The organism is Kribbella sp. NPDC004875 (assembly GCF_042873375.1).
GTDB lineage: Bacteria > Actinomycetota > Actinomycetes > Propionibacteriales > Kribbellaceae > Kribbella.
The window spans coordinates 441,263-464,444 of record NZ_JBIALI010000004.1 but is presented as its reverse complement, the minus strand read 5'-3'; the positions used below and the strand labels follow the sequence as shown (position 1 = coordinate 464,444).

At 69.3% G+C, this 23,182-nt stretch carries 22 protein-coding genes; 10 read left to right on the top strand and 12 right to left on the bottom strand.

Going from position 1 to position 23,182, the window contains the following annotated elements:
- Positions 1–5: 5 nt before the first annotated feature.
- The 5 genes from ACFYRH_RS24460 to dop are packed head-to-tail and all read right to left on the bottom strand — an operon-like array spanning position 6 to position 4,147.
- A complete protein-coding gene (locus ACFYRH_RS24460) occupies positions 6–614 on the bottom strand; it encodes an NUDIX hydrolase (protein ID WP_387779537.1) in 609 nt (202 codons plus the stop codon).
- Positions 611–1,471: a proteasome subunit alpha gene (gene prcA, locus ACFYRH_RS24455; RefSeq protein ID WP_387779534.1), complete on the bottom strand. Its 861-nt coding sequence runs from the start codon at positions 1,469–1,471 to the stop codon at positions 611–613. Before prcA ends, ACFYRH_RS24460 begins: the two co-directional genes overlap by 4 nt.
- Positions 1,472–1,510: 39 nt before the next feature.
- Positions 1,511–2,353 (bottom strand): proteasome subunit beta, encoded by an 843-nt coding sequence (gene prcB, locus ACFYRH_RS24450; protein ID WP_387779531.1) that lies wholly within the window; start codon positions 2,351–2,353, stop codon positions 1,511–1,513.
- An 8-nt stretch (positions 2,354–2,361) separates the two neighbouring features.
- Positions 2,362–2,571: a ubiquitin-like protein Pup gene (locus ACFYRH_RS24445; protein WP_387779528.1), complete on the bottom strand. Its 210-nt coding sequence runs from the start codon at positions 2,569–2,571 to the stop codon at positions 2,362–2,364.
- Positions 2,572–2,626: 55 nt separating this feature from the next.
- Complete coding sequence (gene dop / locus ACFYRH_RS24440; protein WP_387779525.1) at positions 2,627–4,147, bottom strand: depupylase/deamidase Dop; 1,521 nt, start codon at positions 4,145–4,147, stop codon at positions 2,627–2,629.
- 73 nt (positions 4,148–4,220) lie between these two features.
- Here dop and ACFYRH_RS24435 point away from each other — a divergent pair, with 73 nt between their 5' ends.
- From ACFYRH_RS24435 to ACFYRH_RS24420, 4 genes are all read left to right on the top strand, one after another.
- A complete protein-coding gene (locus ACFYRH_RS24435) occupies positions 4,221–4,721 on the top strand; it encodes an NUDIX hydrolase (RefSeq protein WP_387779522.1) in 501 nt (166 codons plus the stop codon).
- Positions 4,722–4,728: 7 nt separating this feature from the next.
- The gene (locus ACFYRH_RS24430; RefSeq protein ID WP_387779519.1) at positions 4,729–5,469 is read left to right on the top strand and encodes a phosphotransferase; all 741 of its coding nucleotides are present in this window, start codon (positions 4,729–4,731) and stop codon (positions 5,467–5,469) included.
- 72 nt (positions 5,470–5,541) lie between these two features.
- Positions 5,542–6,162, top strand: coding sequence for an RNA polymerase sigma factor (locus ACFYRH_RS24425; RefSeq protein WP_387779516.1), 621 nt, complete (start codon positions 5,542–5,544; stop codon positions 6,160–6,162).
- The gene (locus ACFYRH_RS24420) at positions 6,159–7,061 is read left to right on the top strand and encodes a hypothetical protein (RefSeq protein ID WP_387779513.1); all 903 of its coding nucleotides are present in this window, start codon (positions 6,159–6,161) and stop codon (positions 7,059–7,061) included. Before ACFYRH_RS24425 ends, ACFYRH_RS24420 begins: the two co-directional genes overlap by 4 nt.
- 85 nt (positions 7,062–7,146) lie before the next feature.
- On the opposite strand, the gene ACFYRH_RS24415 is transcribed toward ACFYRH_RS24420, so the two are convergent.
- The 4 genes from ACFYRH_RS24415 to ACFYRH_RS24400 all read right to left on the bottom strand — a co-directional run bounded on the left by ACFYRH_RS24415 (position 7,147) and on the right by ACFYRH_RS24400 (position 11,706).
- Positions 7,147–7,491: a hypothetical protein gene (locus ACFYRH_RS24415; protein WP_387779510.1), complete on the bottom strand. Its 345-nt coding sequence runs from the start codon at positions 7,489–7,491 to the stop codon at positions 7,147–7,149.
- A 236-nt stretch (positions 7,492–7,727) separates the two neighbouring features.
- Positions 7,728–9,473 carry a proteasome ATPase gene (gene arc, locus ACFYRH_RS24410; RefSeq protein WP_387779507.1) on the bottom strand — a complete coding sequence of 582 codons (1,746 nt, stop codon included), beginning with the start codon at positions 9,471–9,473 and terminating at the stop codon, positions 7,728–7,730.
- Positions 9,474–9,542: 69 nt separating this feature from the next.
- Positions 9,543–10,511, bottom strand: coding sequence for a tRNA (adenine-N1)-methyltransferase (locus tag ACFYRH_RS24405; protein WP_387779504.1), 969 nt, complete (start codon positions 10,509–10,511; stop codon positions 9,543–9,545).
- A gap of 40 nt (positions 10,512–10,551) precedes the next feature.
- A complete protein-coding gene (locus ACFYRH_RS24400; protein ID WP_387779501.1) occupies positions 10,552–11,706 on the bottom strand; it encodes a site-2 protease family protein in 1,155 nt (384 codons plus the stop codon).
- 143 nt (positions 11,707–11,849) lie between these two features.
- On the opposite strand from ACFYRH_RS24400, the gene ACFYRH_RS24395 reads away from it, so the two are divergent.
- The 6 genes from ACFYRH_RS24395 (at position 11,850) to ACFYRH_RS24370 (ending at position 18,953) form a co-directional block, all read left to right on the top strand.
- Positions 11,850–12,737, top strand: a complete 888-nt coding sequence (locus ACFYRH_RS24395; protein WP_387779498.1) for a RecB family exonuclease — start codon at positions 11,850–11,852, stop codon at positions 12,735–12,737.
- Between the two features lie 50 nt (positions 12,738–12,787).
- Positions 12,788–13,546 carry an ABC transporter ATP-binding protein gene (locus ACFYRH_RS24390; RefSeq protein ID WP_387779495.1) on the top strand — a complete coding sequence of 253 codons (759 nt, stop codon included), beginning with the start codon at positions 12,788–12,790 and terminating at the stop codon, positions 13,544–13,546.
- Positions 13,546–16,068: an ABC transporter permease gene (locus tag ACFYRH_RS24385; protein ID WP_387779492.1), complete on the top strand. Its 2,523-nt coding sequence runs from the start codon at positions 13,546–13,548 to the stop codon at positions 16,066–16,068. The genes ACFYRH_RS24390 and ACFYRH_RS24385 overlap by 1 nt, the downstream gene beginning before the upstream one ends.
- A 46-nt stretch (positions 16,069–16,114) precedes the next feature.
- Positions 16,115–16,873 carry an IclR family transcriptional regulator gene (locus ACFYRH_RS24380; RefSeq protein WP_387779489.1) on the top strand — a complete coding sequence of 253 codons (759 nt, stop codon included), beginning with the start codon at positions 16,115–16,117 and terminating at the stop codon, positions 16,871–16,873.
- Positions 16,874–16,933: 60 nt separating this feature from the next.
- Positions 16,934–18,451 carry a glycerol kinase GlpK gene (gene glpK, locus ACFYRH_RS24375; protein ID WP_387779486.1) on the top strand — a complete coding sequence of 506 codons (1,518 nt, stop codon included), beginning with the start codon at positions 16,934–16,936 and terminating at the stop codon, positions 18,449–18,451.
- 118 nt (positions 18,452–18,569) lie between these two features.
- Positions 18,570–18,953, top strand: a complete 384-nt coding sequence (locus tag ACFYRH_RS24370) for a hypothetical protein (protein WP_387779483.1) — start codon at positions 18,570–18,572, stop codon at positions 18,951–18,953.
- Between the two features lie 55 nt (positions 18,954–19,008).
- Here ACFYRH_RS24370 and ACFYRH_RS24365 read toward each other — a convergent pair whose 3' ends face one another.
- Genes ACFYRH_RS24365 through ACFYRH_RS24355 form a run of 3 tightly spaced genes read right to left on the bottom strand, consistent with a single transcriptional unit; the run spans position 19,009 to position 23,159 of the window.
- Positions 19,009–20,721, bottom strand: a complete 1,713-nt coding sequence (locus tag ACFYRH_RS24365; RefSeq protein ID WP_387779480.1) for a glycerol-3-phosphate dehydrogenase/oxidase — start codon at positions 20,719–20,721, stop codon at positions 19,009–19,011.
- A gap of 35 nt (positions 20,722–20,756) precedes the next feature.
- Positions 20,757–22,274 carry a glycerol kinase GlpK gene (glpK, locus tag ACFYRH_RS24360; RefSeq protein ID WP_387779477.1) on the bottom strand — a complete coding sequence of 506 codons (1,518 nt, stop codon included), beginning with the start codon at positions 22,272–22,274 and terminating at the stop codon, positions 20,757–20,759.
- 39 nt (positions 22,275–22,313) lie between these two features.
- Positions 22,314–23,159, bottom strand: coding sequence for an MIP/aquaporin family protein (locus tag ACFYRH_RS24355; protein WP_387779474.1), 846 nt, complete (start codon positions 23,157–23,159; stop codon positions 22,314–22,316).
- Between the last annotated feature and the right edge of the window lie 23 nt (positions 23,160–23,182).

Below are 23,182 nucleotides of genomic sequence, written 5' to 3'. Positions count from 1 at the left end.
TCCTTTCAGAGAAGTCCCGCATGGTCCAACGCCAGATACGCGGCATCGATTCCGGTCATCGCACCGGGAGTCCGCAGTTCGGCACGGAACGCGTCCACCGACAGCTCGACCGGCACACAGTCCTCAGCCTCGTCCAGTTGCTGCTTCCCGTCCGGACGGCAGCCGCGCGCGATCGCGACGTACTTGCGGAACGTCGACGACGAGCCGGACCACTGCCAGCCGACCACGTCGAGCGTCTCGCAGGTGTAGCCGGTCTCCTCCTCGAGCTCACGGGCACCGGCGACCGCCACCTCCTCGCCGGGCTCCACCAGGCCGCCGGGCAGGTTCGTGACGACGCTGTCCGGGCCGGCGCGGAACATCCGGATCGTGACGATCCGTCCCTCCGGCGTCAGCGGCAGCACGGTGACCCCGGAGGCCACCCCGGCCTCGGGACCGAGCACGTCCCACTCGACCTCGCGACCGTCCGGCATCCGGTACGTGCGCAGGCGCACGCTCAAGAACCGCTGGAAGCCCTGCTCCTCCCCCAGCAACTCCCACGGCGCCGGATCGGCGGGCCGAGACGACTCAGCCGCCACGGTGTCCGTGACGGCTGAGCTCTCGTGCTGATCCGTCACAGCGGACGGTCGTCGTCGGGATTCTCCGGCGGAGCCACCGGTACGTCGTCCGACGGCGGCGCGACCGCGGTGTCGTCGGCCGACGCGGACGTGGTGTCCTCGGCCTTCGCGGAACCAGAGTCCTCGGCGTCCTCGGAGCCGGTCGGTTCCTCGGCAGGCCGGGACTCGGACAGGATCCGCTCCAGCGTCTCCTCGGTCATCCGCTTGAACTTCCGTACCTGGGACCTGGTCCGGTCCAGGACGGCGACCTCGAGCTGGTCCGGGGTCAGCGCCCGGACGTCGGTGCCGTCGTGGCCGAGCGCGTCCACCGCGAGCCGGAGCGCGCCGGCCAGCGAGATGCCGTCGGTGTAGTGCTCGCCGACGTAGTCCGCGACCTGCTCGGCCGGGCCACCCATCACGGCGTACCCGCGGACGTCCGCGATCGAGCCGTCGTAGGTGAGCCGGTAGATCTGGTCCTCGGCCGACGAGGACCCGACCTCGGCGACCAGGATCTCCACCTCGAGCGGCTTCTCACCGCCGGAGGAGAAGATCGCTCCGAGGGTCTGCGCGTACGCGTTGGCCAGTGCCCGGCCGGTGACGTCGCGCCGGTCGTAGGAGTACCCACGCATGTCGGCCAGCCGGACGCCGGCGATCCGCAGGTTCTCGAACTCGTTGTACCGGCCGACGGCCGCGAAGGCCATCCGGTCGTAGATCTCGGCCACCTTGTGCAGGGCGGGCGAGCGGTTCTCCGCGACGAACAGGATGCCGTCGGCATATTGCAGCGCGATCGCGCTGCGGCCCTTGGCGATGCCTTTCCGGGCGAAGTCCGCCCGGTCCCGCATCAGCTGCTCGGGCGAGACGTAGAAGGGAACGCTCATCGAATCCTCTGTCAGTTCGGTCGGGGGGACAAGACAGCGTCAGATCAGGGATGCCGAGGCCGGACCGTCGGGCCGCTGGTGCCGCTGGCTCCAGGCCGCGTCGACGAGCCCCGCGACCTCGTCCTCCGGCAGTCGCCGGTAGCCGTCCGCGGTGACCACGCCGACCACCGGGAAGATCCGCCGGAGCATGTCCGGGCCACCGGTCGCCGAATCGTCGTCGGCCGCGTCGATCAGGGACTGGATCGTCACCGTCACGCAGTCGATCTCGGACAGGTCCTCGCGGTACAGCTTCTTCAGCGCGCCGCGGGCGAACAGCGAACCCGAGCCGACGCTGTGGAAGTGGTGCTCCTCGTAGCGGCCGCCGGTGGCGTCGTACGAGAAGATCCGCCCGCCCTTCAGGTCGTCGTCGTAGCCCGCGAACAGCGGCACCACGGCCAGACCCTGCATCGCCATCGCCAGGTTGCCCCGGATCAGCGCGCTCAGCCGGTTGGACTTGCCGTCCAGGCTGAGGGTGGCGCCCTCGAGCTTCTCGTAGTGCTCCAGCTCGACCTGGAACAGCCGGACCATCTCGATCCCGAAACCGGCCGAGCCGGCGAAGGCGACGACCGAGTACTCGTCGGCCGGGAACACCTTCTCGATGTCACGCTGGGCGATGATGTTGCCCATCGTGGCCCGCCGGTCGCCGGCCATCACCACGCCACCGGGGAAGGTGGCGGCGACGATCGTCGTCCCGTGCGGGACCTCACTGGACAGGTCACCCGCCCCCGGGGACCGCCGTCCGGGCAACAGGTCGGGCGCGTGCCCGGCCAGGAAGTCCATGAACGACGAGCCCCCTGGGGTCAGGAAGGCTTCCGGCAACCGGCCGGAGGCATCGAATGTCATCGAGCGGTTCACTCCCCACCCTTTTGCACGAATCCGCGAACGAACTCCTCGGCGTTCTCCTCGAGGACCTCGTCGATCTCGTCCAGGATCGAGTCCACGTCCTCGTCGAGCCGTTCCTTGCGCTCGGCGACGTCTTCGGACGTCTCGACCTGCTCGACCTCTTCCTCGGTCGAGGAACGCTTCGGCTGCTTGTGCTGCTGACCGCCGTCCTTCGCCATGGCCACCTCCTAGAACCGCTGGGAAGGCCGCCCAAATCGGCCTTCACTAGCGACCCTACCCGGCGCCGCCCCCAGTAATGGTGCGAACCAGGTCACTCGCGGTGTCGCATTGGTCAAGAAGTGCCCCGACGTGCGCCTTGGTGCCCCGCAGCGGGTCCAGCGTCGGGATCCGCTGGAGCGATTCCTTGCCCGGCAGATCGAAGATCACCGAGTCCCAGGAAGCGGCCGCGACCTGCGGCGCGTACTGCTGCATACAGCGGCCGCGGAAGTAGGCCCGGGTGTCGGTCGGCGGGTGCGCGACGGCCATCCGGATCTCCTCGTCGGTGACGATCCGCTGCATCCGGCCGGACTTCACCAACTTGTAATACAGACCCTTGTCCGGGCGCAGGTCGGCGTACTGCAGGTCGACCAGGTGCAGCTTCGGGTCGTCCCACTCCAGGCCGTCGCGGTCCCGGTAGGACTGCAGCAGTTTGTACTTCGCGACCCAGTCCAGCTGGTCCGACAGCTTCATCGGGTCGGTGGCGAGCTGGTCGAGGATCTGCTCCCAGCGGTGCAGCACGTCCTTGGTCTGCCGGTCCGCGTCGTCGCCGTACTTGTCCTCGACGTACTTGCGGGCCTGCTCCAGGTACTCCGTCTGCAACTGGACCGCGGTGATCTTGCGGCCGTCCTTGAGGGTCAGCAGGTGCGTGCAGGACGGGTCGTGACTGACCTCGTGCAGCGCGGTCACCGGGCGGTCCACGGACAGGTCGTCGGTCAGCCAGCCGTCCTCGATCATCGCCAGCACCAGCGAGGTCGTGCCGACCTTCAGGTACGACGAGATCTCGGACAGGTTGGCGTCGCCGATGATCACGTGCAGCCGGCGGTAGCGGTCCGGGTTCGCGTGCGGCTCGTCGCGGGTGTTGATGATCGGCCGCTTCAGCGTCGTCTCCAGGCCGACCTCGACCTCGAAGTAGTCCGCGCGCTGGCTGATCTGAAACCCGTGCGCGGCGCCGTCCTGGCCGATGCCGACCCGGCCCGCGCCGGTGACCACCTGACGGCTCACGAAGAACGGCGTCAGGTGCCGCACGATCGACGCGAACGGCGTCGACCGGCGCATCAGGTAGTTCTCGTGGGAGCCGTAGGACGCGCCCTTGTTGTCGGTGTTGTTCTTGTAGAGGTTCAGCTGTGGCGCACCGGGGATCAGCCGGGCCTGGCGGGCGCCCTCCATGATCACCAGCTCGCCGGCCTTGTCCCAGACCACGGCGTCGCGCGGATTGGTGGTCTCGGGGGCGGAGTACTCCGGGTGGGCGTGGTCGACGTACAGCCGGGCGCCGTTGGTGAGGATCACGTTCGCCAGGCCGGTTTCCTCGTCGGTGAGCTGGCTGGAGTCCGCCACCTCCCGACTCAGGTCGAAACCTCGCGCGTCCCGCAGCGGGTGCTCCTCGTCGAAGTCCCATCGGGTCTTGCGCGCGAGCGGCTGCGTCTGCGCGTAGCCGTTCACCACCTGGCTCGAGGTCAGCATCGGGTTCGCCCCGGGCTGGCCCGGTACCGAGATGCCGAACTCGGTCTCGGTACCCATGATCCGCCGAACACTCATGGAGTTGAGCCTACGCGGTACCGACGACCAAAGGGGTTGCCGTGTCCACAGGGTTACCTGTGAAAATGCACCGGTGGACGAACTCGTGGCGATTCTGGACGCCGGCAACCGGGTCACCGGGACGGCGCCACGATCGGTGATGCGGCGCGACAACCTGCGGCACGCGGCCACCGGAGTACTCGTCCGGAATCCGGCCGGTGACATCTACGTGCACCGCCGGACACCGATCAAGGACGTGTACCCGGGCCGGTACGACTTCGCCGCGGGCGGGGTCGTGGCGGCCGGCGAGGACCCGTTCCACGCCGTCGTACGCGAGCTGGACGAGGAGCTCGGGATCTCCGGGGTGGAGCTGTCGCGGTTGCCCGAGGGCGACTACGCCGACGAGCACACGACGTACCACGCGTATCTGTACACGTGCGTCTGGGACGGCGAGATCAAGCACCAGCCGGAAGAAGTCGAGTGGGGTGCGTGGCTCTCCCCCGCCGAGCTCGTCGCCAAGCTGGACGGCTCGGAGTGGTCGTTCATGCCCGACACGGCCGCGCTGCTCGGCCCGTACGTCCGCAGCTTGCTGTGAGCCTCCCGTGATCCGCGTCGAGGGCTGGGACAGCCACGCCTGGATCGACGGCCCCTGGATCCACCGGTCGCCGCGGCGTCCCGAGGTACGTCCGCGGTTGCTCGCCGAGACCACGCTCCTCCCCTGGCTGGCACCACAGCTGCCCCTACCTGTCCCGACACCTGAACTGACGGAGGACGGCGTACGGCATCTGCTGTTGCCTGGGGAACCGTTGTCTGCAGGTGACGTCGAGACCGGGCGGCAGCTGGGCGTGTTCCTGAAGGCTCTGCACGCCGTCGACACTGCGGAGGCGGTGGCTCAAGGTGCACTTGAGGGTGAGACCGCAGCCGCTCTGAAGGCCGCCGAACTGGAGGAGTTCCGGACGCGGATCGTGCCGCTGCTGCCGGCCGACGTACGGGCCGCTGCCGGCGCGCTGCTGGACCGGGTCGCGCAGGTCCGGACAAACCTGATCCACTGCGACTTCGGGCCGGACCACATCCTGATGACCGACGGACAGGTCACCGGGATCATCGACTGGACCGACGCCGTCATCGGGGACCCGGCCCTCGACCTGTGCTGGACCCTCAACGGCGCCCCGGAAGCCGTCGCCGCCGGCGTCCGTGAGGTCTACCGGCCAACCCGCGTACTGATCGAACGTTCGAGAGACTGGGCGCGCCTGTCCCCCTGGTACGGCGTCCACCGCGGACTGCTGCTCGACGTGCCCGGCGACGTCGAGACGGGACTGCCGCAGATCATCGCCGCGCTCTGATGCAACCAGTTGGCCGGCGAGCGGTCATTAGGTGATGTGAAGATCATCCTGACTGAGGATACGGAGCCGTCGATGGGATCCGCAGGCGCCGGTTCAGCGAGCGACCCTGCGCCCGTCGACGGCTCGGACCAGGAGCTGTGGGAGCGGCTGCGCGCCGGCGACCACTTCGCGCTGGGCGAACTCTTCGACCGGTATGCCGATGACGTCCGCGCGTTCGCGTTCCGCCGTACCGCCTCCTGGAGCACCGCGGACGACGTGGTGCAGGCGACGTTCCTGAACACCTGGCGGCGGTTCGAGCGGCACCCACCGGGGCCACTGACCGCGCCGAGCGCTCGCGGTTGGCTGCTCGTGGTGGCGGGCAACGAATGCCGGACGCTGGCCCGGACGGCGAACCGCATGCGGAACCTGGTGGATCGCCTGCCCGGTCCCGTGCCCGGTGACGACCACGCGCCGGACGTCGCCCGCCGGCTCGACGACGAACTCCGGATGTCCGCGATCCGCCGCGCGGTGGCGAAACTCCCCCGGCACGAGCGCGAGACGCTCGAGCTCGTCGTCTGGTCCGGACTGACCACCTCCGAGGCCGCGGAAGCCCTCGGCGTACCGGTCGGGACCGTCAAGGCCCGGCTGCACCGCACCCGTCAGCGTTTCCCCGACCTGCTCACCCGGGTCGACCTCACCGAGGAGCTCTCATGAACACCGAACTCGAACCGCCGCGCGTCCCACCGCTGACCGCCGCCGAGCGCTCCCGGATGCGCAACCAGCTGATGGAGCGGACCCGGCCCGGCACCCGTCGTCCGGCCCGGCACTGGGTCGCCCCGCTGGTCGGCGTCGCCGCCGTCGGAGCCGTGGTCGCCGGAACGCTGGTCGTCACGCACAAGTCACCCGATCACGCTGGGGTCGCCGGCACCTCGACGCCGGCCCCGACCCTGGCGTACGGCGCGGCCAAGCCGCAGGCTCGCGTCGGCGTCGATCTCGGCGCCGTCCCGCAGGCCCAGTTGGCGAAGGTCGTCACCGAGTGCCAGTTCCCCACTGAGCCCGGCCCTGCCGAGCTCGTCTGGAGCCGTCACGTCCGGGGCATCTCCAAGGACAGCACCGCGCTGGTCGGGCTGGCCCGGGACACGAAGGGTGCGACCCCGAAGACCGTGCCCGGCGACGGCGGTCGCAGGCCGGGGGCCGGGTCGGGAGGGTTGCCCTCCAGCGCCAGTCTCGGGTACCGGTACTGCCTGACGCGGACACCACCGCTCGGCAAGCTCGGCTCGATCGGGACGGTGGGCAGAGTCGACGACAAGGCGTGGAGGACCGACCCGACCGTGAAGCGCGGTCTGGTGGCGCTGGGCGGGTCGGACGGCGACTTCACGAATGACCTCCACACTCTGCAGGCGTGGCGGATCTACCGAGCGCTGCCCGGCATCGCGAAGGTCGAGGCCCGCTACGTCCTGGACGGTAAGCCCGGCCCGTGGACCAGCGGTGTCGTCGACGGCGGCTTCGCCTACACCGAGGTCCAGGCCAGCGGGACGTTCACCTCCGGCCAGCACCTCAAGACCGAGGTCCGCGCGTTCGACGCCCACGGCCGCCAACTGCTCCTCACCTGATCCCGGCCCGTCCCTGGAGCCACCACTCGGGGAGGATCTCGTCCCGTTTCGGGCAGGAGATCCTCCCCAACCCGTGTGTGGGGCGCTAGCTGTGGCGACGGGCCATGGTGCGGGCGTAGTTGATGCCGACCAGGCCGGCCCAGCAGATCAGGACGCCGACCTTGCCCATCATGTCGGCCGCGATCGCGGTGATCGGGATCGCGGCGACGATCGACACGATCGCCAGCGCGAGACCGCCCGGGTCGGTCTCGCGGCTCGGCTGCCGGCGGGCCGGCGCCCGCTCCGGGAGCAGACCGGCGTTGCGGTGCCGGTCCCGCGCGTCGAGCTTCTCCAGGAAACCGTCGATGATCTCGGCCTCGTACTCCGGACCGAGCTCCTGTCGCGCCGCCACCGCCGCCCGCAGGTCCTTACGCACATCGTCCATCCCCATACGAGCACGCTAAGCCCCCACGCCCGCCCCACCAATCAGGAAAACCCCCCGATCGACCCGGGTGCTAGCCCTACCCTCCCGCCGCCGAGTCGTGGAAATTGGCGCGGTTTTCCGCGCCAGAACTCACGACTCGGCGAGCGGGGTGCCAACCGATCGCCACGACTCGGCGAAGCGGCCTGGGGACGGGCGAACGCCCGGACGACGGGTGGTGTCGGCCGGGCGTTCGTGTTGGTTGATTACAGGTACTGACCGGTGTTGGTCGCGGTGTCGATCGACCGGCCCGGCTCGGTGCCCTGCTTGCCGGAGATGAGCGTCCGGATGTAGACGATCCGCTCGCCCTTCTTGCCGGAGATCCGGGCCCAGTCGTCCGGGTTGGTGGTGTTCGGCAGGTCCTCGTTCTCCTTGAACTCGTCCACGCAGGCCTGCAGCAGGTGCTGCACCCGCAGGCCCTTCTGGTTCTCGTCCAGGAACGCCTTGGTCGCCATCTTCTTCGCCCGGTCGACGATGTTCTGGATCATCGCGCCCGAGTTGAAGTCCTTGAAGTACAGGACCTCCTTGTCACCGTTCGCGTAGGTGACCTCGAGGAACCGGTTCTCGTCGGCCTCGGTGTACATCCGCTCGACGGTGCGCTGGATCATCCCGTCCACGCACGCCTGCCGGTCGCCGCCGAACTCGCTCAGGTCGTCGGTGTGCAGCGGCAGTCCGCTGGTCAGGTACTTCGAGAAGATGTCCCGGGCCGCCTCGGCGTCCGGGCGCTCGATCTTGATCTTCACGTCCAGCCGGCCGGGCCGCAGGATCGCCGGGTCGATCATGTCCTCACGGTTCGAGGCACCGATGACGATGACGTTCTCCAGGCCCTCGACGCCGTCGATCTCGCTCAGCAGCTGCGGGACGATGGTGTTCTCGACGTCGGAGGAGACACCGGAACCGCGGGTGCGGAACAGCGAGTCCATCTCGTCGAAGAACACGATCACCGGCATGCCCTCGGAGGCCTTCTCCCGGGCCCGCTGGAAGACCAGGCGGATGTGCCGCTCGGTCTCACCGACGTACTTGTTCAGCAGCTCCGGACCCTTGATGTTCAGGAAGAACGACTTCTGCCCGGCGGCACCGGTCTTCTCCGCCACCTTCTTGGCCAGCGAGTTCGCCACTGCCTTCGCGATCAGCGTCTTGCCGCAACCGGGCGGGCCGTAGAGCAGAACACCCTTCGGCGGCTTGAGCTCGTGCTCGAGGAACAGGTCCTTGTGCAGGTACGGCAGCTCGACGGCGTCCCGGATCTGGTCGATCTGACCGCCCAGGCCACCGATGTGCGTGTAGTCGATGTCCGGGACCTCTTCGAGGATCAGCTCCTCGACCTCGGACTTCGGGATCTTCTCGTAGACATACCCGGAGCGGGGCTCGAGCAGCAGCGAGTCGCCGGCCCGCAGTGGGACGTCGAGCAGCGGCGACGCGAGCCGCACCACCCGCTCCTCGTCCGCCTGCGCGATGACCAGCGCCCGCTCGCCGTCGGCGAGCAGCTCCTTCAGCATCACCACGTCGCCGACGACCTCGAACTCGCAGGCCTCGACCACGTTGAGTGCTTCGTTCAGCATCAGTTCCTGGCCGAGCCGGAGCTCGTCCAGGTCCACCGACGGGCTCGCCGCGACCCGGAGCTTCCGGCCGCCGGTGAACACGTCCAGCGTGTCGTCGTCATTGCGTCCGAGGAAGGTGCCGAATCCGGACGGCGGTTGCGCCAGCCGGTCGACCTCCTCCTTCAGGGCGATGATCTTCTCTCGCGCCTCCCGCAGCGTGTCCGCCAGCCGCTCGTTCTGAGCGGTGACACTCGCCAAGGAGGCCTGGGTTTCGGACAGCCTGCTCTCGAGCGACCGGCTGTCCGCCGGGTGCTCGAGCAGCCGACGTCGCAACGCCGCGACCTCGGCTTCCAGGTACCGGACCTGGTTGCGCAGTTCTGCCGCGGTAGGGCTCTCGTCTCCAGCCACGATCATCACCTCACCATGTGGGGCTCGACCCTATGGACCTTACCCAGAAAACCTCGCTGGGCAAGCTGAATCCCATCACGTGTCGGTTGCGGATGAACCAGTTGCCTTCGGCATGTCGCCCGGCGAATCCGCAGGAGCTTCCGCACGACGGGGCCCGAGGTAATCGTCGCCGTACGCACCAGGCGCGGGGCGCCGCTTCTTCCGGGGTGCCTGCACCCCGTGCGCCATCCGTCGCGCGGTGACCAGAAAGGCGGTGTGACCCTGCATCCGGTGTCCCGGACGAACTGCAAGGCCTTCTACGTGCCAGTCTCGCACGAGCGACTCCCAGGCGCGCGGCTCGGTGAACTCGCCGTGTGCCCTGAGCGTCTCCACGACCCGGCTCAGCTGGGTCGTGGTGGCCACGTAGGCGCAGAACACCCCACCGGGCGACAGCGCCTCGGCGCACACGTCGATGCACTCCCAGGGCGCCAGCATGTCCAGGACGACACGGTCCACGTCCTGCTCGTTCAGCTTCTCGACCAGGTCACCGACCTCGAGCCGCCAGGCCGGGTGCTCGGCGCCGAAGAAACCGGTCACGTTCTTCCGCGCGACCTCGGCGAAGTCCTCGCGGCGCTCGAACGAGATCACCTGCCCGTGGATCCCGACCGCGCGCAGCAGTGCGGTGGTCAGCGCACCGGAGCCGGCGCCGGCCTCGACCACCTTCGCACCCGGGAAGATGTCGGCCATCGTCACGATCTGCGCGGTGTCCTTCGGGTAGATCACCGCCGCGCCGCGCGGCATCGAGACCGAGTAGTCGGCCATCAACGGGCGCAGCGCCAGGTACTCGACGTTGCCCTTCGAGCGGATCGTGACCGCGTCCGGGCCGTCGATCAGGTCATCGTGCGCGATCCCGCCCTTGGTGGTGTGGAAGATCTTCCCGCGCTCCAGCTTCACCGAGTGCCGGCGGCCCTTCGAGTCCTGCAGGGTGATCCACTCGCCCTCCTGCAACGGGCCGTGGTGCACCCCGGAGAACGCCTGGTCAGGAAAGTCACGCAAGTCAGCCATAAGGCGCTCACCTTAACTTTCGGTCACCGGAACCGAGTAATCAGCCGGACCGGAACGCGCGTTCCACGTCCGCGGTCGCGAGCACGCCGTACACCGTGCCGTTCGCGTCCAGGACGAGGTACTCCGAGGCGGGGTGCTCGCGCAGCGTGGCGAGGATCTCCTCGCCGGTGTCGTTCACGCCGATGATGTGGCCCGCGCCGATCCGCGTCGAGACCTCACTGACCGTGGTCCACGGGCGCTGGTTCGGCGCGACCGCGGCGACCGCGGACTCCGACACCAGCGCGTGCGGACTGCCGTCGCCGTCGATCACCACGACCGCCCCGGCCTGCGACTCCCCGGCCATCCGGACCGCCTCGGAGATCGGCGTCCCGGAATGTACGGCGATGGCGCGGCGGGCCAGCGTCCGGACCTGCAGCGCGGGCAGCTTGCGACGCAGCCGGGCCTGCATCAGCGACGCGGTCGAGCCGCTCCACAGGAAGAACCCGACGAGCAGCGCGATGACGAAGTCGATGATGGACGGCTGCCAGCCCCACAGCTCCTCGAACAGGACAGGCGCGGCCAGCACCAGCATCGCCAGCAGCCGGCCCGCCCAGGCCGCCACGACGGTTCCGGTGTGCATGTTGCCGGTGAACTTCCAGACGATCGCGCGCAGCACCCAGCCGCCGTCGAGCGGCAGGCCGGGGAGCAGGTTGGTGACGCCGACGATCAGGTTCGCGATGCCGAGCTCCAGGAGAGCGACGTACCCGACGCCCTCGTCGAAGGCGCGGGAGGCGAAGTACGCGAGGCCGCCGACGAGCAGCGAGGCGACCGGGCCGACCACCGAGACGGCGAATTCCTCGAGTGGCGACTTCCGCTCGCCCTCGATGTGCGTCCCGGCCGCGAAGAAGCCGAGGTTGATCTCCGAGACGCCGATCCCGAACTTCATCGCCATCAGCGCGTGGGCCAGCTCGTGGACCAGGATCGACAGCGTGAACGCGACCACGAAGGCGAACGCCGCCAGGTAGCGCCAGCCGCCGAGCTCGGGGAACTGGCGGCCGATGATCGCCGCGAACCCGAGCGCCAGCAGCATCGCCACCGGCAGCCAGGTGAAGCGCATCGTCAGCCGGATCCCGCGGACACGACCGAGCACCCAGGTCCCGGGCGGTGGTGGACCGGCCGGCTGGGCGGAATTCTGGGAGTCGCGAGAATCTGGCATCAAGCCAACGCTACTGGTCGTGCGGTAACTCCGTGCTACACACCCACCGTGAACCGGCCGGCACACGCCGGCTCCAGGCTGTTTTCCACAGGGCCGGGGTGGGTGCGCGCGAACTGTCGGTCGTTGTGCCTAGGGTTTGGGGCATGAGCGTCGCAGCCGCAGTCGATCCGCATCAGCATCCGCGGGGTGCCTTGTCGCCCTCCCGAGCCGCGGACTTCATGAGCTGCCCGCTGAAGTACCGCTTCCGCGTCGTCGACCGGCTCCCGGAGAAGCCGTCCCCGGCGGCCGTCCGCGGGACGGTGGTGCACGCCGTGCTGGAGCGTTTGTTCGACCTGCCGCGCGGTGAGCGGACGCTCGAGCAGGCCGCCGAGATGCTCGAGCCGCAGTGGCAGCGGGTGCTCGAGGAGGAGCCTGAGGTCGCGCAACTGTTCGCCGAGGACGCGAGCGGCGAGGAGCTCGCCAAGTGGCTCGCCGAGGCCCATCAACTGCTCGGCAAGTACTTCACTCTCGAGGACCCGAACGCCCTGGAGCCCGCCGAGCGCGAGCTGTACGTCGAGACCGCCCTCGACTCCGGTCTGGTACTGCGCGGTTACGTCGACCGCCTCGACGTCGCGCCGACCGGTGAGATCCGCGTCGTCGACTACAAGACCGGTCGCTCGCCGTCGGAGTTCTTCGAGGCGAAGGCCTTGTTCCAGATGAAGTTCTACGCGCTGGTGCTGTGGAAGCTCCGCGGCGTGGTGCCCGCGATGCTCCAACTGGTCTATCTGGGCAACGGTGAGATCGTCCGCTACGTGCCCGACGAGGCCGACCTGCGCGCCTGTGAGCGCAAGGTGTCCGCGCTCTGGATTGCGATCACCCGCGCGCTGGACTCCGGCGACTGGCGGCCGAGTCCGGGCCCGCTGTGCGACTGGTGCGACCACAAGGCGATCTGCCCGGCGTGGGGCGGCACTCCCCCGCCGCTGCCGACCCGCTCGGTCGAGGAGATCGCGGCCGAGTCCGCCGGCATCGACCTGATCACGGTCGACGGCTGAGCGACGACCTCGGGCCGGGTGCGGAACCCTCGGTCGATAGGTTTCGTCGCATGAGTGTGGGTGACGCTGCGGTCCAGGCGGTTGGGTTGTGGAAGCGGTACGGCGGTGGGCAGACGCAGGTCGACGCGCTCGCCGACGTGAGCGCCGACTTCGGGCGCGGCCGGTTCACCGCGATCATGGGCCCGTCCGGGTCCGGGAAGTCGACGCTGTTGCACTGTCTCGCGGGTCTCGACCAGCCGACGCTCGGGCAGGTGCTGCTCGGTGACGTCGACCTGACCAAGCTGCCCGAGAAGCAGCTCACGCACCTGCGCCGCGACCGGATCGGTTTCGTGTTCCAGGCCTTCAACCTGGTCCCGACGCTGACCGCGCTGGAGAACATCACGCTCCCCCTCGACCTGGCCGGCCGCAAACCGGACCAGGACTGGCTGACCACGGTCATCGATGCGATCGGTCTCAGCGACCGTCTCGGTCACAAGCCGTCCGAGCTGTCCGGCGGGCAGCAGCAGCGGGTCGCCTGCGCCCGGGCGCTGGTCTCGCGTCCGGACGTGGTGTTCGCCGACGAGCCGACCGGCAACCTGGACTCCCGCTCCTCCGGTGACGTCCTCGACTTCCTGCACCGCTCGGTGCGGGACTTCCAGCAGACGGTCGTGATGGTCACCCACGATCCGAGCGCGGCGGCGTACGCCGACCGGGTGCTGTTCCTCGCCGACGGCACGCTGCAGTCGGAACTGGCCGACCCGACCGCCGAGTCGGTGCTCGACACGATGAAGCGGCTCGACGCGGCTCCGGCCGGCGACCTGGCCGGCTGATGTTCAAGCTCGGTCTGCGCTCGGTCCTCGCGCACCGGCTGCGGTTCGTGCTGTGCACGATCGCCGTGACGCTCGGCGTCGCGTTCGCCGGCGGCGCGATGGTCTTCACCGACACGCTCTCCACCGCCCTGAAGAAGAACTTCGCGGTCAGTACGGCGGACATCACCGTCACGCCGTCGACCCCGATCGAGGCCGGCACCGACCGCCCGGCGACGTTCCAGTCCGACGTCGCCGACCGCATCCGTACCGTCCCCGGGGTCGCCGACGCGACACCGCAACTGTTGATCAGCGACGTCGAGATCCTCGGCCCGGACGGCAAGCCGCTGCAGAACTTCGGACTGACGACCTTCGGCGCCTCCTGGCCGCGCGACAGTGCGACCGCTCCGTTCAAGCTGGTCGACGGCATCGCTCCGTCGGGCCGCGGCCAATTGGCGCTCGACGAGTCCACCGCCAGCCGTGCGGGCTACGACCTCGGTGACCAGGTCAGGATCGTCACCCCCACTCAGTCCGTTACTGCGGCCCTCACCGCAACCACCACGCCGGCAGCCGCAGGCGCCGCGGCCGGCGCGCCACTCGTCACCTTCGACGGCGCGACGGCCCAGTTCCTGCTGCTCGGCAAGCCGGGCTGGACGTCGATCACCGTCGCGGTCCAGCCGGGCTCCGACCCGGACACGGTCAGCAAGGCGATCGCGACGGCGGTCGGCGACTCGGTCAAGGTCCGCACGGCGAAGCAGGTCGCAGCCGACGGCCGGCACGACCTGGACACCACGTTCGGCGGGTTCAGCACGGTCCTCGTGGTGTTCGCGTTCCTCGCGCTGTTCGTCGGCACGTTCCTGATCGTGAACACGTTCGCGATGGTGGTGGCGCAACGTTCCCGAGAGCTCGCGATGCTGCGCGCGATCGGCGCGTCCCGCGGCCAGGTCACCGGCACGGTGGTCGCCGAGAGCGTGGTGATCGGCGCCGTCGGCGCCACCCTCGGCCTGCTGATCGGGATCGGCGTCGCCTTCGGGATCCGGTTCGTCTACGAACGCCTCGACCTACGGATCCCGACCGCGGCGCTGCAGGTCACGCCGACGACGATCATCGTCTGCTACCTGATCGGCATCGGCGTGACCGTCGCCGCCGCGGCCCCGGCCGCCCGCCGGGCCGGCAAGCTGCCACCGATCGCCGCCATGCGCGACGACGTCGGTGCCCCGGAACGCTCGCTGCTCGTCCGCCTGCTGATCGGCGGCTTCGTGCTGTTGATGGCCGTCATGCTGTACGCCATCGGTCTCGGCGCCGGCGGTCTGCCCGGCGCGGTCCTGATCATGCTCGCGGCGAGCACCGCGGTGATCAGCGTCGTGATGCTCAGCCCGTTGCTCAGCCGGTACGTCGTCCGCGCGCTGATGTACCCGTTCGGCCGCAAGGCCCCGGTCACTCTGGGCCGCCGCAACGCCGAGCGGAACCCACGCCGTACGTCGGCGACCGCGTCGGCGTTGATGATCTCGGTCTCGCTGATCTGCGGGCTGATGGTGATCACCGCTTCGGCCAAGGCCTCGATCACCCAGAGCATCGCGGACGCGCTCGGCACGTCCGCGGTGCTGATCACCTCCGACGGCACGCCGAGCTTCAGTTCGCAGGTCGGCGACCGGACCGCGAAGGTCGCCGGTGTCCAGTCGGTGCACCGGGTCCGCCAGGACTCCGGCCAGGTCGGGAAGTCGAACGTCCCGGTCGCCGGCGTCAGCGACGGCACGCTCAACGGCCCGATCACCACCACGTTCGACGCCGGCTCCGCGGCCGCGCTCGATTCGGGCCAGGCGCTACTACCGCGGAACCTGGCGAAGACCCTGGACCTGACCGTCGGCAAGACGTTCGACCTGACCACCGCGACCGGCAGGCACCGCCTGACCGTCGGCGGCATCATCGCTCCGAACCGGCAGCTCAACGCGGTCGTCGTCGCGCTCCCGACGTACGCGAGCATCGGCGGCTCCGGCAGCGACACCCTGCTGTACGTCGACGTTGCCCAGGGCAAGCAGGTCGGCGAGGTCCGGGCCGGCATCCTGGACGCGCTGGGCAAGGACTACCCGTCGCTCCAGGTCCGCGACCAGCAGGCGTACGCCGCGAGCGCCCGCGAACCCGTGAACGGTGTGCTGGCCGCGGTCGGGTTCCTGCTCGCGATGGCGATCCTGATCGCGCTGCTCGGCATCGTGAACACCCTCGCGCTCGGAGTGGTCGAGCGGACCCGCGAGATCGGGCTGCTGCGGGCGATCGGGATGGACCGGCCGCAGCTCAGCCGGATGCTCCGGGTGGAGTCGATCGCGATCACGACCCTCGGTTCGTTGCTGGGGCTGGTGATCGGCGTCCTGTTCGCGTCCGCGATCCAGTCCGCGATGGTCGACAACGGCCTGGCGGTGCGCGACATCCCGGTCCTGCAGCTGGCGGGAGCTGTCGTCGCCGCGATGCTGTTCGGCGTACTGGCTGCGGTCTGGCCGTCACGGCGCGCAGCCCGTCTGGACGTGTTGCGGGCGATCGCCTCGGAGTGACTCCTGAGGTGAAGCCAGACCAGTGATTCACAGGTAGCCTGCCGGTGTGCCGGGGACTGTGCAGTCGATCGAGCGGGCCGCGGCGGTGCTGCGACTGCTCGCCGCCGCGCCCGACGGGCTGGGGGTCGCCGATCTCGGCAACGCGCTCGGGCTGGCGAAGACGACCGTGCACGGCATCCTCCGGACCCTGCACCAGGTCGGCTTCGTCGAGCAGGACCACAGCGGCGCGCACTATCACCTCAGCGACGCGTTCGGCCGCCTCGGCGAGAGCTACCTGGACCCGAACGAGCTCCGCAGCCGCGCGATCAACTGGGCCGACTCACTGGCGTCCCGCAGCGGCGAGGTGGTGCGCGTCGGGCGCTTGGTCGACGGCGTCGTGGTCGTCGTCCATCACGTCTTCCGCCCCGACGACAGCGACCAGAACCTCGACGTCGGTACGACGCTTCCGCCGCATGCCACCGCCTTGGGCAAGGCCGTGCTGGCCTACGACACCAGCGGTGCCGCACGACCGCGGACCCTGGAGGCGTTCACCACGCGGACGATCACCGATCCGTCCCGGCTGGCGGAGGAGCTGGCGACGGTCCGGGCGCGCGGCTGGGCCGGCGAGTTCGAGGAGCACACGGTCGAACTCGCGAGTATCGCGGCGCCGATCCGTGGCCTCGGCGGGCTGGTCGTCGGCGCGGTCGGGCTGGCCGGGCGGGTGGAGCGGATCTGTGACAGCCGGCTCCGGCTCCGCGCGGATCTGGTGACCATGGTTCGGGCGACGGCGGAGGCCATCGGGCGTGACCTCCGGGAGGACACTTGAGGGCAGGACTACCGGCAGGTTCTGGGGGCACCGGCCGGCGGCTGATCGGGGGGTGGCGAAATGGCTGAGCAGTACGTGGCCGCGGTGGATCAGGGGACGAACTCGACCCGCTGCATTCTGTTCGACCGGCGCGGGCGGCTGGTGTCGGTCGCCCAGCGGGAACACCACCAACTGTTCCCGCGACCGGGCTGGGTCGAGCACGACGCCGGGGAGATCTGGAACAACGTCACCCGCGTGGTTCCGGCGGCGATCCGGCAGATCGGTGCGATGCCGTCCCAGGTCGTTGCCATCGGCATCGCCAATCAGCGGGAGACGAGTCTGCTCTGGGACCGGGTCACCGGGCAGCCGATCGGGCACGCGGTGGTCTGGCAGGACACCCGGACCGACCGGCTGGTCACCGAACTCGCCGGCGACCAGGGACCGGACCGGTTCGCCGAGCTGTGCGGTCTGCCCCTGACGACGTACTTCTCGGCGCCGCGGATTCGCTGGATGCTCGACCACACGCCCGGTCTGCGGCAGCGCGCCGAGCGCGGCGAGATCCTGTTCGGCACGATGGAGTCCTGGCTGATCTGGAACTTCACCGGCGGTGCGTCGGGCGGCCTGCACGCCACTGACGTGACGAACGCGAGCCGGACGATGCTGATGAACATCGAGACGCTCGAGTGGGACGACCGGTTGCTGGCGGCCTTCGACCTGCCGCGCGCGATGCTGCCGGAGATCCGCCCGTCGTCCGGGGTGTTCGCGACCGCGACCGAAGTACTGCCCGGGGTGCGGATCGGGGCCGCGCTCGGCGACCAGCAGGCGGCGCTGTTCGGCCAGACCTGCTTCAGCGCCGGCGAGGCGAAGTGCACGTACGGCACCGGGTCGTTCCTGCTGATGAACACCGGTCCGGAGATCGTCCGGTCCAAGCACGGCATGCTCACGACCGTCGCTTACCAGATCGGTGACCACGCGGCGTCGTACGCCCTCGAAGGTGCGATGGCGGTGACCGGGTCGCTGGTGCAATGGTTCCGCGACGGGCTCGGGATGATCCACACCGCGGCCGAGATCGAGACGCTCGCGCGGACCGTCGACGACAACGGCGGCGCGTACATCGTGCCGGCGTTCTCCGGGCTGTTCGCGCCGCACTGGCGCAGCGAGGCGCGCGGCGTGATCGCCGGCCTGACCGGCTACATCACCAAGGGACACCTGGCCCGGGCGGTGCTGGAGGCGACCGGGTTCCAGACCCTGGAGGTGGTCGACGCGATGAACGCGGACTCCGGGATCGCGCTGACCGCGTTGAAGGTCGACGGCGGGATGACGGCGAACAATCTGCTGATGCAGTTCCTCGCCGATCTCCTCGACGTCCGCGTCGTCCGCCCGATGGTGACCGAGACGGTCTCCCTCGGCGCCGCGTACGCCGCCGGTCTCGCGGTCGGGTACTGGCCGGATCTCGAAGGTCTGCGCAGCAACTGGCACCGCGCCGGCCAGTGGGTCCCGCACATGGATCCGGCCCGCCGTGCCACGGAGTACGCGAACTGGCAGTCCGCCGTCCAGCGCACCTTCAACTGGATCCGCCCCGAGGACCAGCCCCTGTAGCAAGCCTTTCGGGTGAGCGCGAAGAGCGGCAGCCGTGATGATGCTGTCAAACGCTTGACACATGCGCTGCCTAGCGTCCTGAGCCATCAGGTAGGACAACTCGGGAGGAAACAAGCTCATGATTTCCGCAGGCAGGATTCTCGCCGCCGCCGCACTCGGGCTGAGCAGCGCCGCCATCGCCCCGGTCGCCGCGCACGCGGCACCGCAGGCCGGACTGGTGATCACGCACATCAAGTGCAACGAGCAGGAGGACAACACCGGTGCGGACGACGCGTACCTCGTCGTCGACGGCAGCACCATCTGGGGGCCGGTGCAGATGACCACCGGGGACAGCAAGGACATCCAGCGGGTGTCCGTCCCGCAGGGCAAGGTGCTGACGCTGATGGAGGGGGACTTCCCCGATGACGACGACAACCTCGGCGCGAAGACCGTGAACGGGCCTGGCGACTACACGTTCACCGACGACGGGGCGAACTACGTGGTGACCATCGCCAACGGCTGACCCCACCGCCCGGGGCCGGCACGGGAGGGCCGGCTGGAGCCGACCCTCCCGTCCGTCAGATCGGCGAGACGATGTCCGGAGCTTCGAGGCGGACCTTGTCGGCCGACTCGTCGTCGGGCTGGTCCTGCGAGTCGCGCTCGGACTGGACCCGCTTGAGGTAGACCGACACCTCGCGCTCGATGGTCGCCTCGTCCCAGCCGAGGATCGGGGCGATCAGCCGGGCCGCCGCCTCGGCCGCACCGACGCCACGGTCCCAGGCCTCGATCGAGATCCGGGTCCGCCGGGCCAGGATGTCGTCGAGATGACGGGCCCCCTCGGCCTTCGCGCCGTACACGATCTCGGCCTTCAGGTAGTCCTGCGTCCCGGGCAGCTGCTCGCCCAGCGACGGGTCCTCCGCGACCAGTTCGAGGACCTCGTTGACCAAGGCGCCGTACCGGTTCAGCAGGTGCTCGATCCGGGCGACGTGCAGGCCGGAGCGCTGCGCGATCAGGTGCCGCTGGTTCCACAGCGCCTGGTAGCCGTCCGCGCCGACCAGCGGGATGTTCTTGGTGACGCTGCGCGGGACCCGCCCGTCGAGCGCATCCGCGGCCGCGTCGATCGCGTCTTTGGCCATCACCCGGTACGTCGTGTACTTGCCCCCGGCAACCACCACGAGACCCGGGGCGGCGTGTGCGACCACGTGCTCGCGGGACAGCTTCGACGTACTCTCCGACTCACCGGCCAGCAGCGGACGCAGACCGGCGTACACGCCCTCGACGTCCTCGCGGGTCAGCGGTGTGGTGAGGACGGCGTTGACGTGGTCGAGCAGGTACTCGATGTCCTTGCTGGTCGCCGCCGGGTGCGCCTTGTCCAGGTGCCAGTCGGTGTCCGTCGTGCCGATCAGCCAGTGCCGGCCCCACGGGATGATGAACAGCACGGACTTCTCGGTCCGCAGGATCATCCCGGTGCTGGACTGGATCCGGTCTTTCGGTACGACGAGGTGGATCCCCTTCGAGGCGCGGACGTGGTACTGACCGCGCTCCCCCACCAGCGCCTGGGTGTCGTCGGTCCACACGCCGGTCGCGTTCACGACCTGCTTCGCGCGGACCTCGAACGTACGCCCGCTCTCCAGGTCCTTCGCCTGGACGCCGGTGACGCGCTCGCCCTGACGCAGGAACCCGGTGACCTTCACCCGGTTGGCCACGAGCGCGCCGTACGACGCCGCGGTCCGGGCGAGCTCCATCGTGTGCCGGGCGTCGTCGACCTGCGCGTCGTAGTACTGCAGTGCGCCGACGAGGGCCGACTTCTTGAGTGACGGGACCAGCCGCATCGCACCGCGGCGGGTCAGGTGCCGGTGGATCGGCAGTCCGGCGCCGAGGCCGGAGCTGACCGCCATGCCGTCGTACAAGGCGACGCCGGCGCCCGCGTAGAACCGCTCCCACCAACGGTGCTGGAGCGGGTACAGGAACGGCACCGGCTTCACCAGGTGTGGCGCCAGGCGTTGCAGGAGCAGACCGCGCTCCTGCAACGCCTCGTGCACCAGTCGGAAGTCGAGCATCTCCAGGTAGCGCAGACCGCCGTGGATCAACTTGCTGGACCTGCTGGAGGTACCGCTCGCGAAATCGCGCGCCTCGAGCAGTCCGGTGGTCAGGCCCCGGGTCGCGGCATCGAGTGCCGAACCAGTGCCGACCACCCCGCCACCGATCACCAGGACGTCCAGTTCCCGTCCGTCGGCCATCGCGTCGATCGCTTCGGCCCGCGCCTGCGGTGACAGAGCTACTACACCCACTGTGCTGTTCCTTCCGATTCGTATCTCGTGCTATCTCAGTCGACGTCGACCCAGTCGAGAGTGCGCTGGACGGCCTTCTGCCACCCGGCGTACCCCTGCTGTCGCTGCTCGTCCGTCCACTGCGGCTCCCACCGCTTGGCCTCGTTCCAGTTCTGCACCAGCTCGTCCTTGGTCTTCCAGAAGCCCACGGCGAGCCCGGCAGCGTACGCGGCACCCAGCGCGGTGGTCTCCGCGACGACCGGCTTGCTCACCGGTACGCCGAGGATGTCCGCCTGCATCTGCATGGCCAGCTCGTTGGCCGTCACACCGCCGTCGACCTTCAGGACGTCGAGCTTCACACCCGAATCCTTCTCCATCGCGTCCGCGACGTCCTTGCTCTGGTAGCAGATCGCCTCCAGTGTTGCGCGCGCCAGGTGAGCGTTGGTGTTGAACCGCGACAACCCGACGATCGCCCCGCGGGCGTCGGACCGCCAGTACGGCGCGAACAGGCCGGAGAACGCGGGCACGAAGTACACGCCGCCGTTGTCCTCGACCTGCCGGGCCAGCGTCTCGGTCTCGCTCGCGCCGGAGATGATGCCGAGCTGGTCCCGCAGCCACTGGACCGCCGAACCGGTCACCGCGATGGAACCCTCCAGCGCGTAGATCGGGGCCTCGTCCCCGAACTTGTAACACATCGTCGTCAACAGACCGGCCTTCGACCGGACCAGCTCGGTACCGGTGTTCAGCAGCATGAAGTTACCGGTGCCGTAGGTGTTCTTGGCCTCGCCGGGGTTGAAGCAGACCTGACCGACGGTCGCGGCCTGCTGGTCGCCGAGGTCACCGGTCAGCGGTACGACGCCACCCAGCGGACCGTTGGCGAGTGTCTCGCCGTACATGTTCGGGTCCGAGGACGGACGGATCTCCGGGAGCATCTGGCGGGGGATGTTGAAGAAGCTGATCAGCTCGTCGTCCCAGTCGAGCGTCTCCAGGTTCATCAGCATCGTGCGGCTGGCGTTCGTCACATCCGTGATGTGCACGCCACCCTCGGTACCGCCGGTCAGGTTCCAGAGCAGCCAGGTGTCGGTGTTGCCGAACACCGCGTCCCCGGCCTCCGCGGCCTCGCGGACCCCGTCGACGTTCTCCAGGATCCACTGGACCTTGCCGGCCGAGAAGTACGTCGCCGGCGGCAGACCGGCCTTCTGCCGGATCACGTCGCCCTTGCCCTCGCGCTCGAGCGCGGAGGCGATCCGGTCGGTCCGGGTGTCCTGCCAGACGATCGCGTTGTAGTACGGCCGCCCGGTCTTCCGGTTCCAGACCACCGCGGTCTCGCGCTGGTTGGTGATGCCGAGCGCCGCCAGGTCGCTCGACTGCAGCCCTTGGGCGTTCATCGCGGTCCGGACGACCGCGCTGGTCCGCTCCCAGATCTCCACCGGGTTGTGCTCGACCCAGCCGGCCTGCGGCAGGATCTGCTCGTGCTCCAACTGGTGGATCCCCACCTCGTTGCCGGAGTGGTCGAAGATCATGAAGCGGGTGCTCGTGGTGCCCTGGTCGACGGCACCGACGAAGTCAGCCATGGAAAATCCTCTCCTCACAGTGCGCGGTAGCTCGGTGCATCATGCCGTCGTCTCCTCCTCGGGCACCGGAACCCGGCCGGGCTCCTCGTCCGCGTCGCCGACCGGCAGGTACCGGCCGACCAGCACGTCGTAGAGCAGGCCGCCGATCAGCGCACCGATGATCGGTCCCACGATCGGGACCCAGAAGTAGACATCACCGAACTGATCCTTGAAGGCCTGTCCCCCGTACCCGGTCAGTGCGGAGGCGAGCCGCGGGCCGAAGTCACGGGCCGGGTTGATCGCGTAACCGGCCAGCGTGCCCCACGCCATCCCGATGCCGACCACCAGCAGGCCGATGACGAACGGGCCGAGGTTCGCGGCAGGTGCGGTGTTGCGCAGGTCGACGATGGCCAGGATGACCAGCATCAGGATCGCCGTACCGATGACCTGGTCCAGGAATCCGCTCCACACGCCGGCTCCGAGGTCCGCGTTGCCGTTGCCCGGGAGGGTGGAGAACACGCCCTGGCTCTTGATCGTCAGTCCCGGGTCGAAGTGGTGCAGGACCTTGGAGTAGTTCCAGCGGACCACCATCGCCGCCGCGAACGCACCGAGGAACTGGGCGGCGATGTACGGCACCACCTTCCGCCAGGCGAACCCGCGGAAGACCGCCAGCGCGATCGTCACCGCGGGATTGATGTGACCACCGCTGAGCCGGGCGGACACGTAGACGCCCATGATGACACCGATCCCCCAGGCCCAGGCGATCGAGTCGTGATTGCCGATCCCCCCGGCCACCACTTGGGCGACCACCCCGACGCCGAACAGGATCAGGATGAACGTTCCGGCGAACTCCGCCGAACACTCCCCCAGAAGGGTTCTTTGTTTGACCGCTTCGGTCGTAGCCATGCTTGGCCTCCCTTCCACGCCGT

Excerpts from the sequence above, each read along its gene's own strand:
- ACFYRH_RS24385 (WP_387779492.1), top strand. The coding sequence starts at position 13,546 with ATGTTCAAGCTCGGTCTGCGCTCGGTCCTCGCGCACCGGCTGCGGTTC.
- glpK (WP_387779477.1), bottom strand. The coding sequence starts at position 22,274 with ATGGCTGACTTCGTCGGTGCCGTCGACCAGGGCACCACGAGCACCCGC.
- ACFYRH_RS24390 (WP_387779495.1), top strand. The coding sequence starts at position 12,788 with ATGAGTGTGGGTGACGCTGCGGTCCAGGCGGTTGGGTTGTGGAAGCGG.
- ACFYRH_RS24445 (WP_387779528.1), bottom strand. The coding sequence starts at position 2,571 with ATGGCGAAGGACGGCGGTCAGCAGCACAAGCAGCCGAAGCGTTCCTCG.
- ACFYRH_RS24400 (WP_387779501.1), bottom strand. The coding sequence starts at position 11,706 with ATGCCAGATTCTCGCGACTCCCAGAATTCCGCCCAGCCGGCCGGTCCA.
- dop (WP_387779525.1), bottom strand. The coding sequence starts at position 4,147 with ATGAGTGTTCGGCGGATCATGGGTACCGAGACCGAGTTCGGCATCTCG.
- ACFYRH_RS24420 (WP_387779513.1), top strand. The coding sequence starts at position 6,159 with ATGAACACCGAACTCGAACCGCCGCGCGTCCCACCGCTGACCGCCGCC.
- ACFYRH_RS24425 (WP_387779516.1), top strand. The coding sequence starts at position 5,542 with ATGGGATCCGCAGGCGCCGGTTCAGCGAGCGACCCTGCGCCCGTCGAC.
- arc (WP_387779507.1), bottom strand. The coding sequence starts at position 9,473 with ATGATCGTGGCTGGAGACGAGAGCCCTACCGCGGCAGAACTGCGCAAC.
- ACFYRH_RS24355 (WP_387779474.1), bottom strand. The coding sequence starts at position 23,159 with ATGGCTACGACCGAAGCGGTCAAACAAAGAACCCTTCTGGGGGAGTGT.
- ACFYRH_RS24415 (WP_387779510.1), bottom strand. The coding sequence starts at position 7,491 with ATGGGGATGGACGATGTGCGTAAGGACCTGCGGGCGGCGGTGGCGGCG.
- ACFYRH_RS24405 (WP_387779504.1), bottom strand. The coding sequence starts at position 10,511 with ATGGCTGACTTGCGTGACTTTCCTGACCAGGCGTTCTCCGGGGTGCAC.
- prcB (WP_387779531.1), bottom strand. The coding sequence starts at position 2,353 with ATGACATTCGATGCCTCCGGCCGGTTGCCGGAAGCCTTCCTGACCCCA.
- glpK (WP_387779486.1), top strand. The coding sequence starts at position 16,934 with ATGGCTGAGCAGTACGTGGCCGCGGTGGATCAGGGGACGAACTCGACC.
- ACFYRH_RS24395 (WP_387779498.1), top strand. The coding sequence starts at position 11,850 with ATGAGCGTCGCAGCCGCAGTCGATCCGCATCAGCATCCGCGGGGTGCC.
- ACFYRH_RS24370 (WP_387779483.1), top strand. The coding sequence starts at position 18,570 with ATGATTTCCGCAGGCAGGATTCTCGCCGCCGCCGCACTCGGGCTGAGC.
- prcA (WP_387779534.1), bottom strand. The coding sequence starts at position 1,471 with ATGAGCGTTCCCTTCTACGTCTCGCCCGAGCAGCTGATGCGGGACCGG.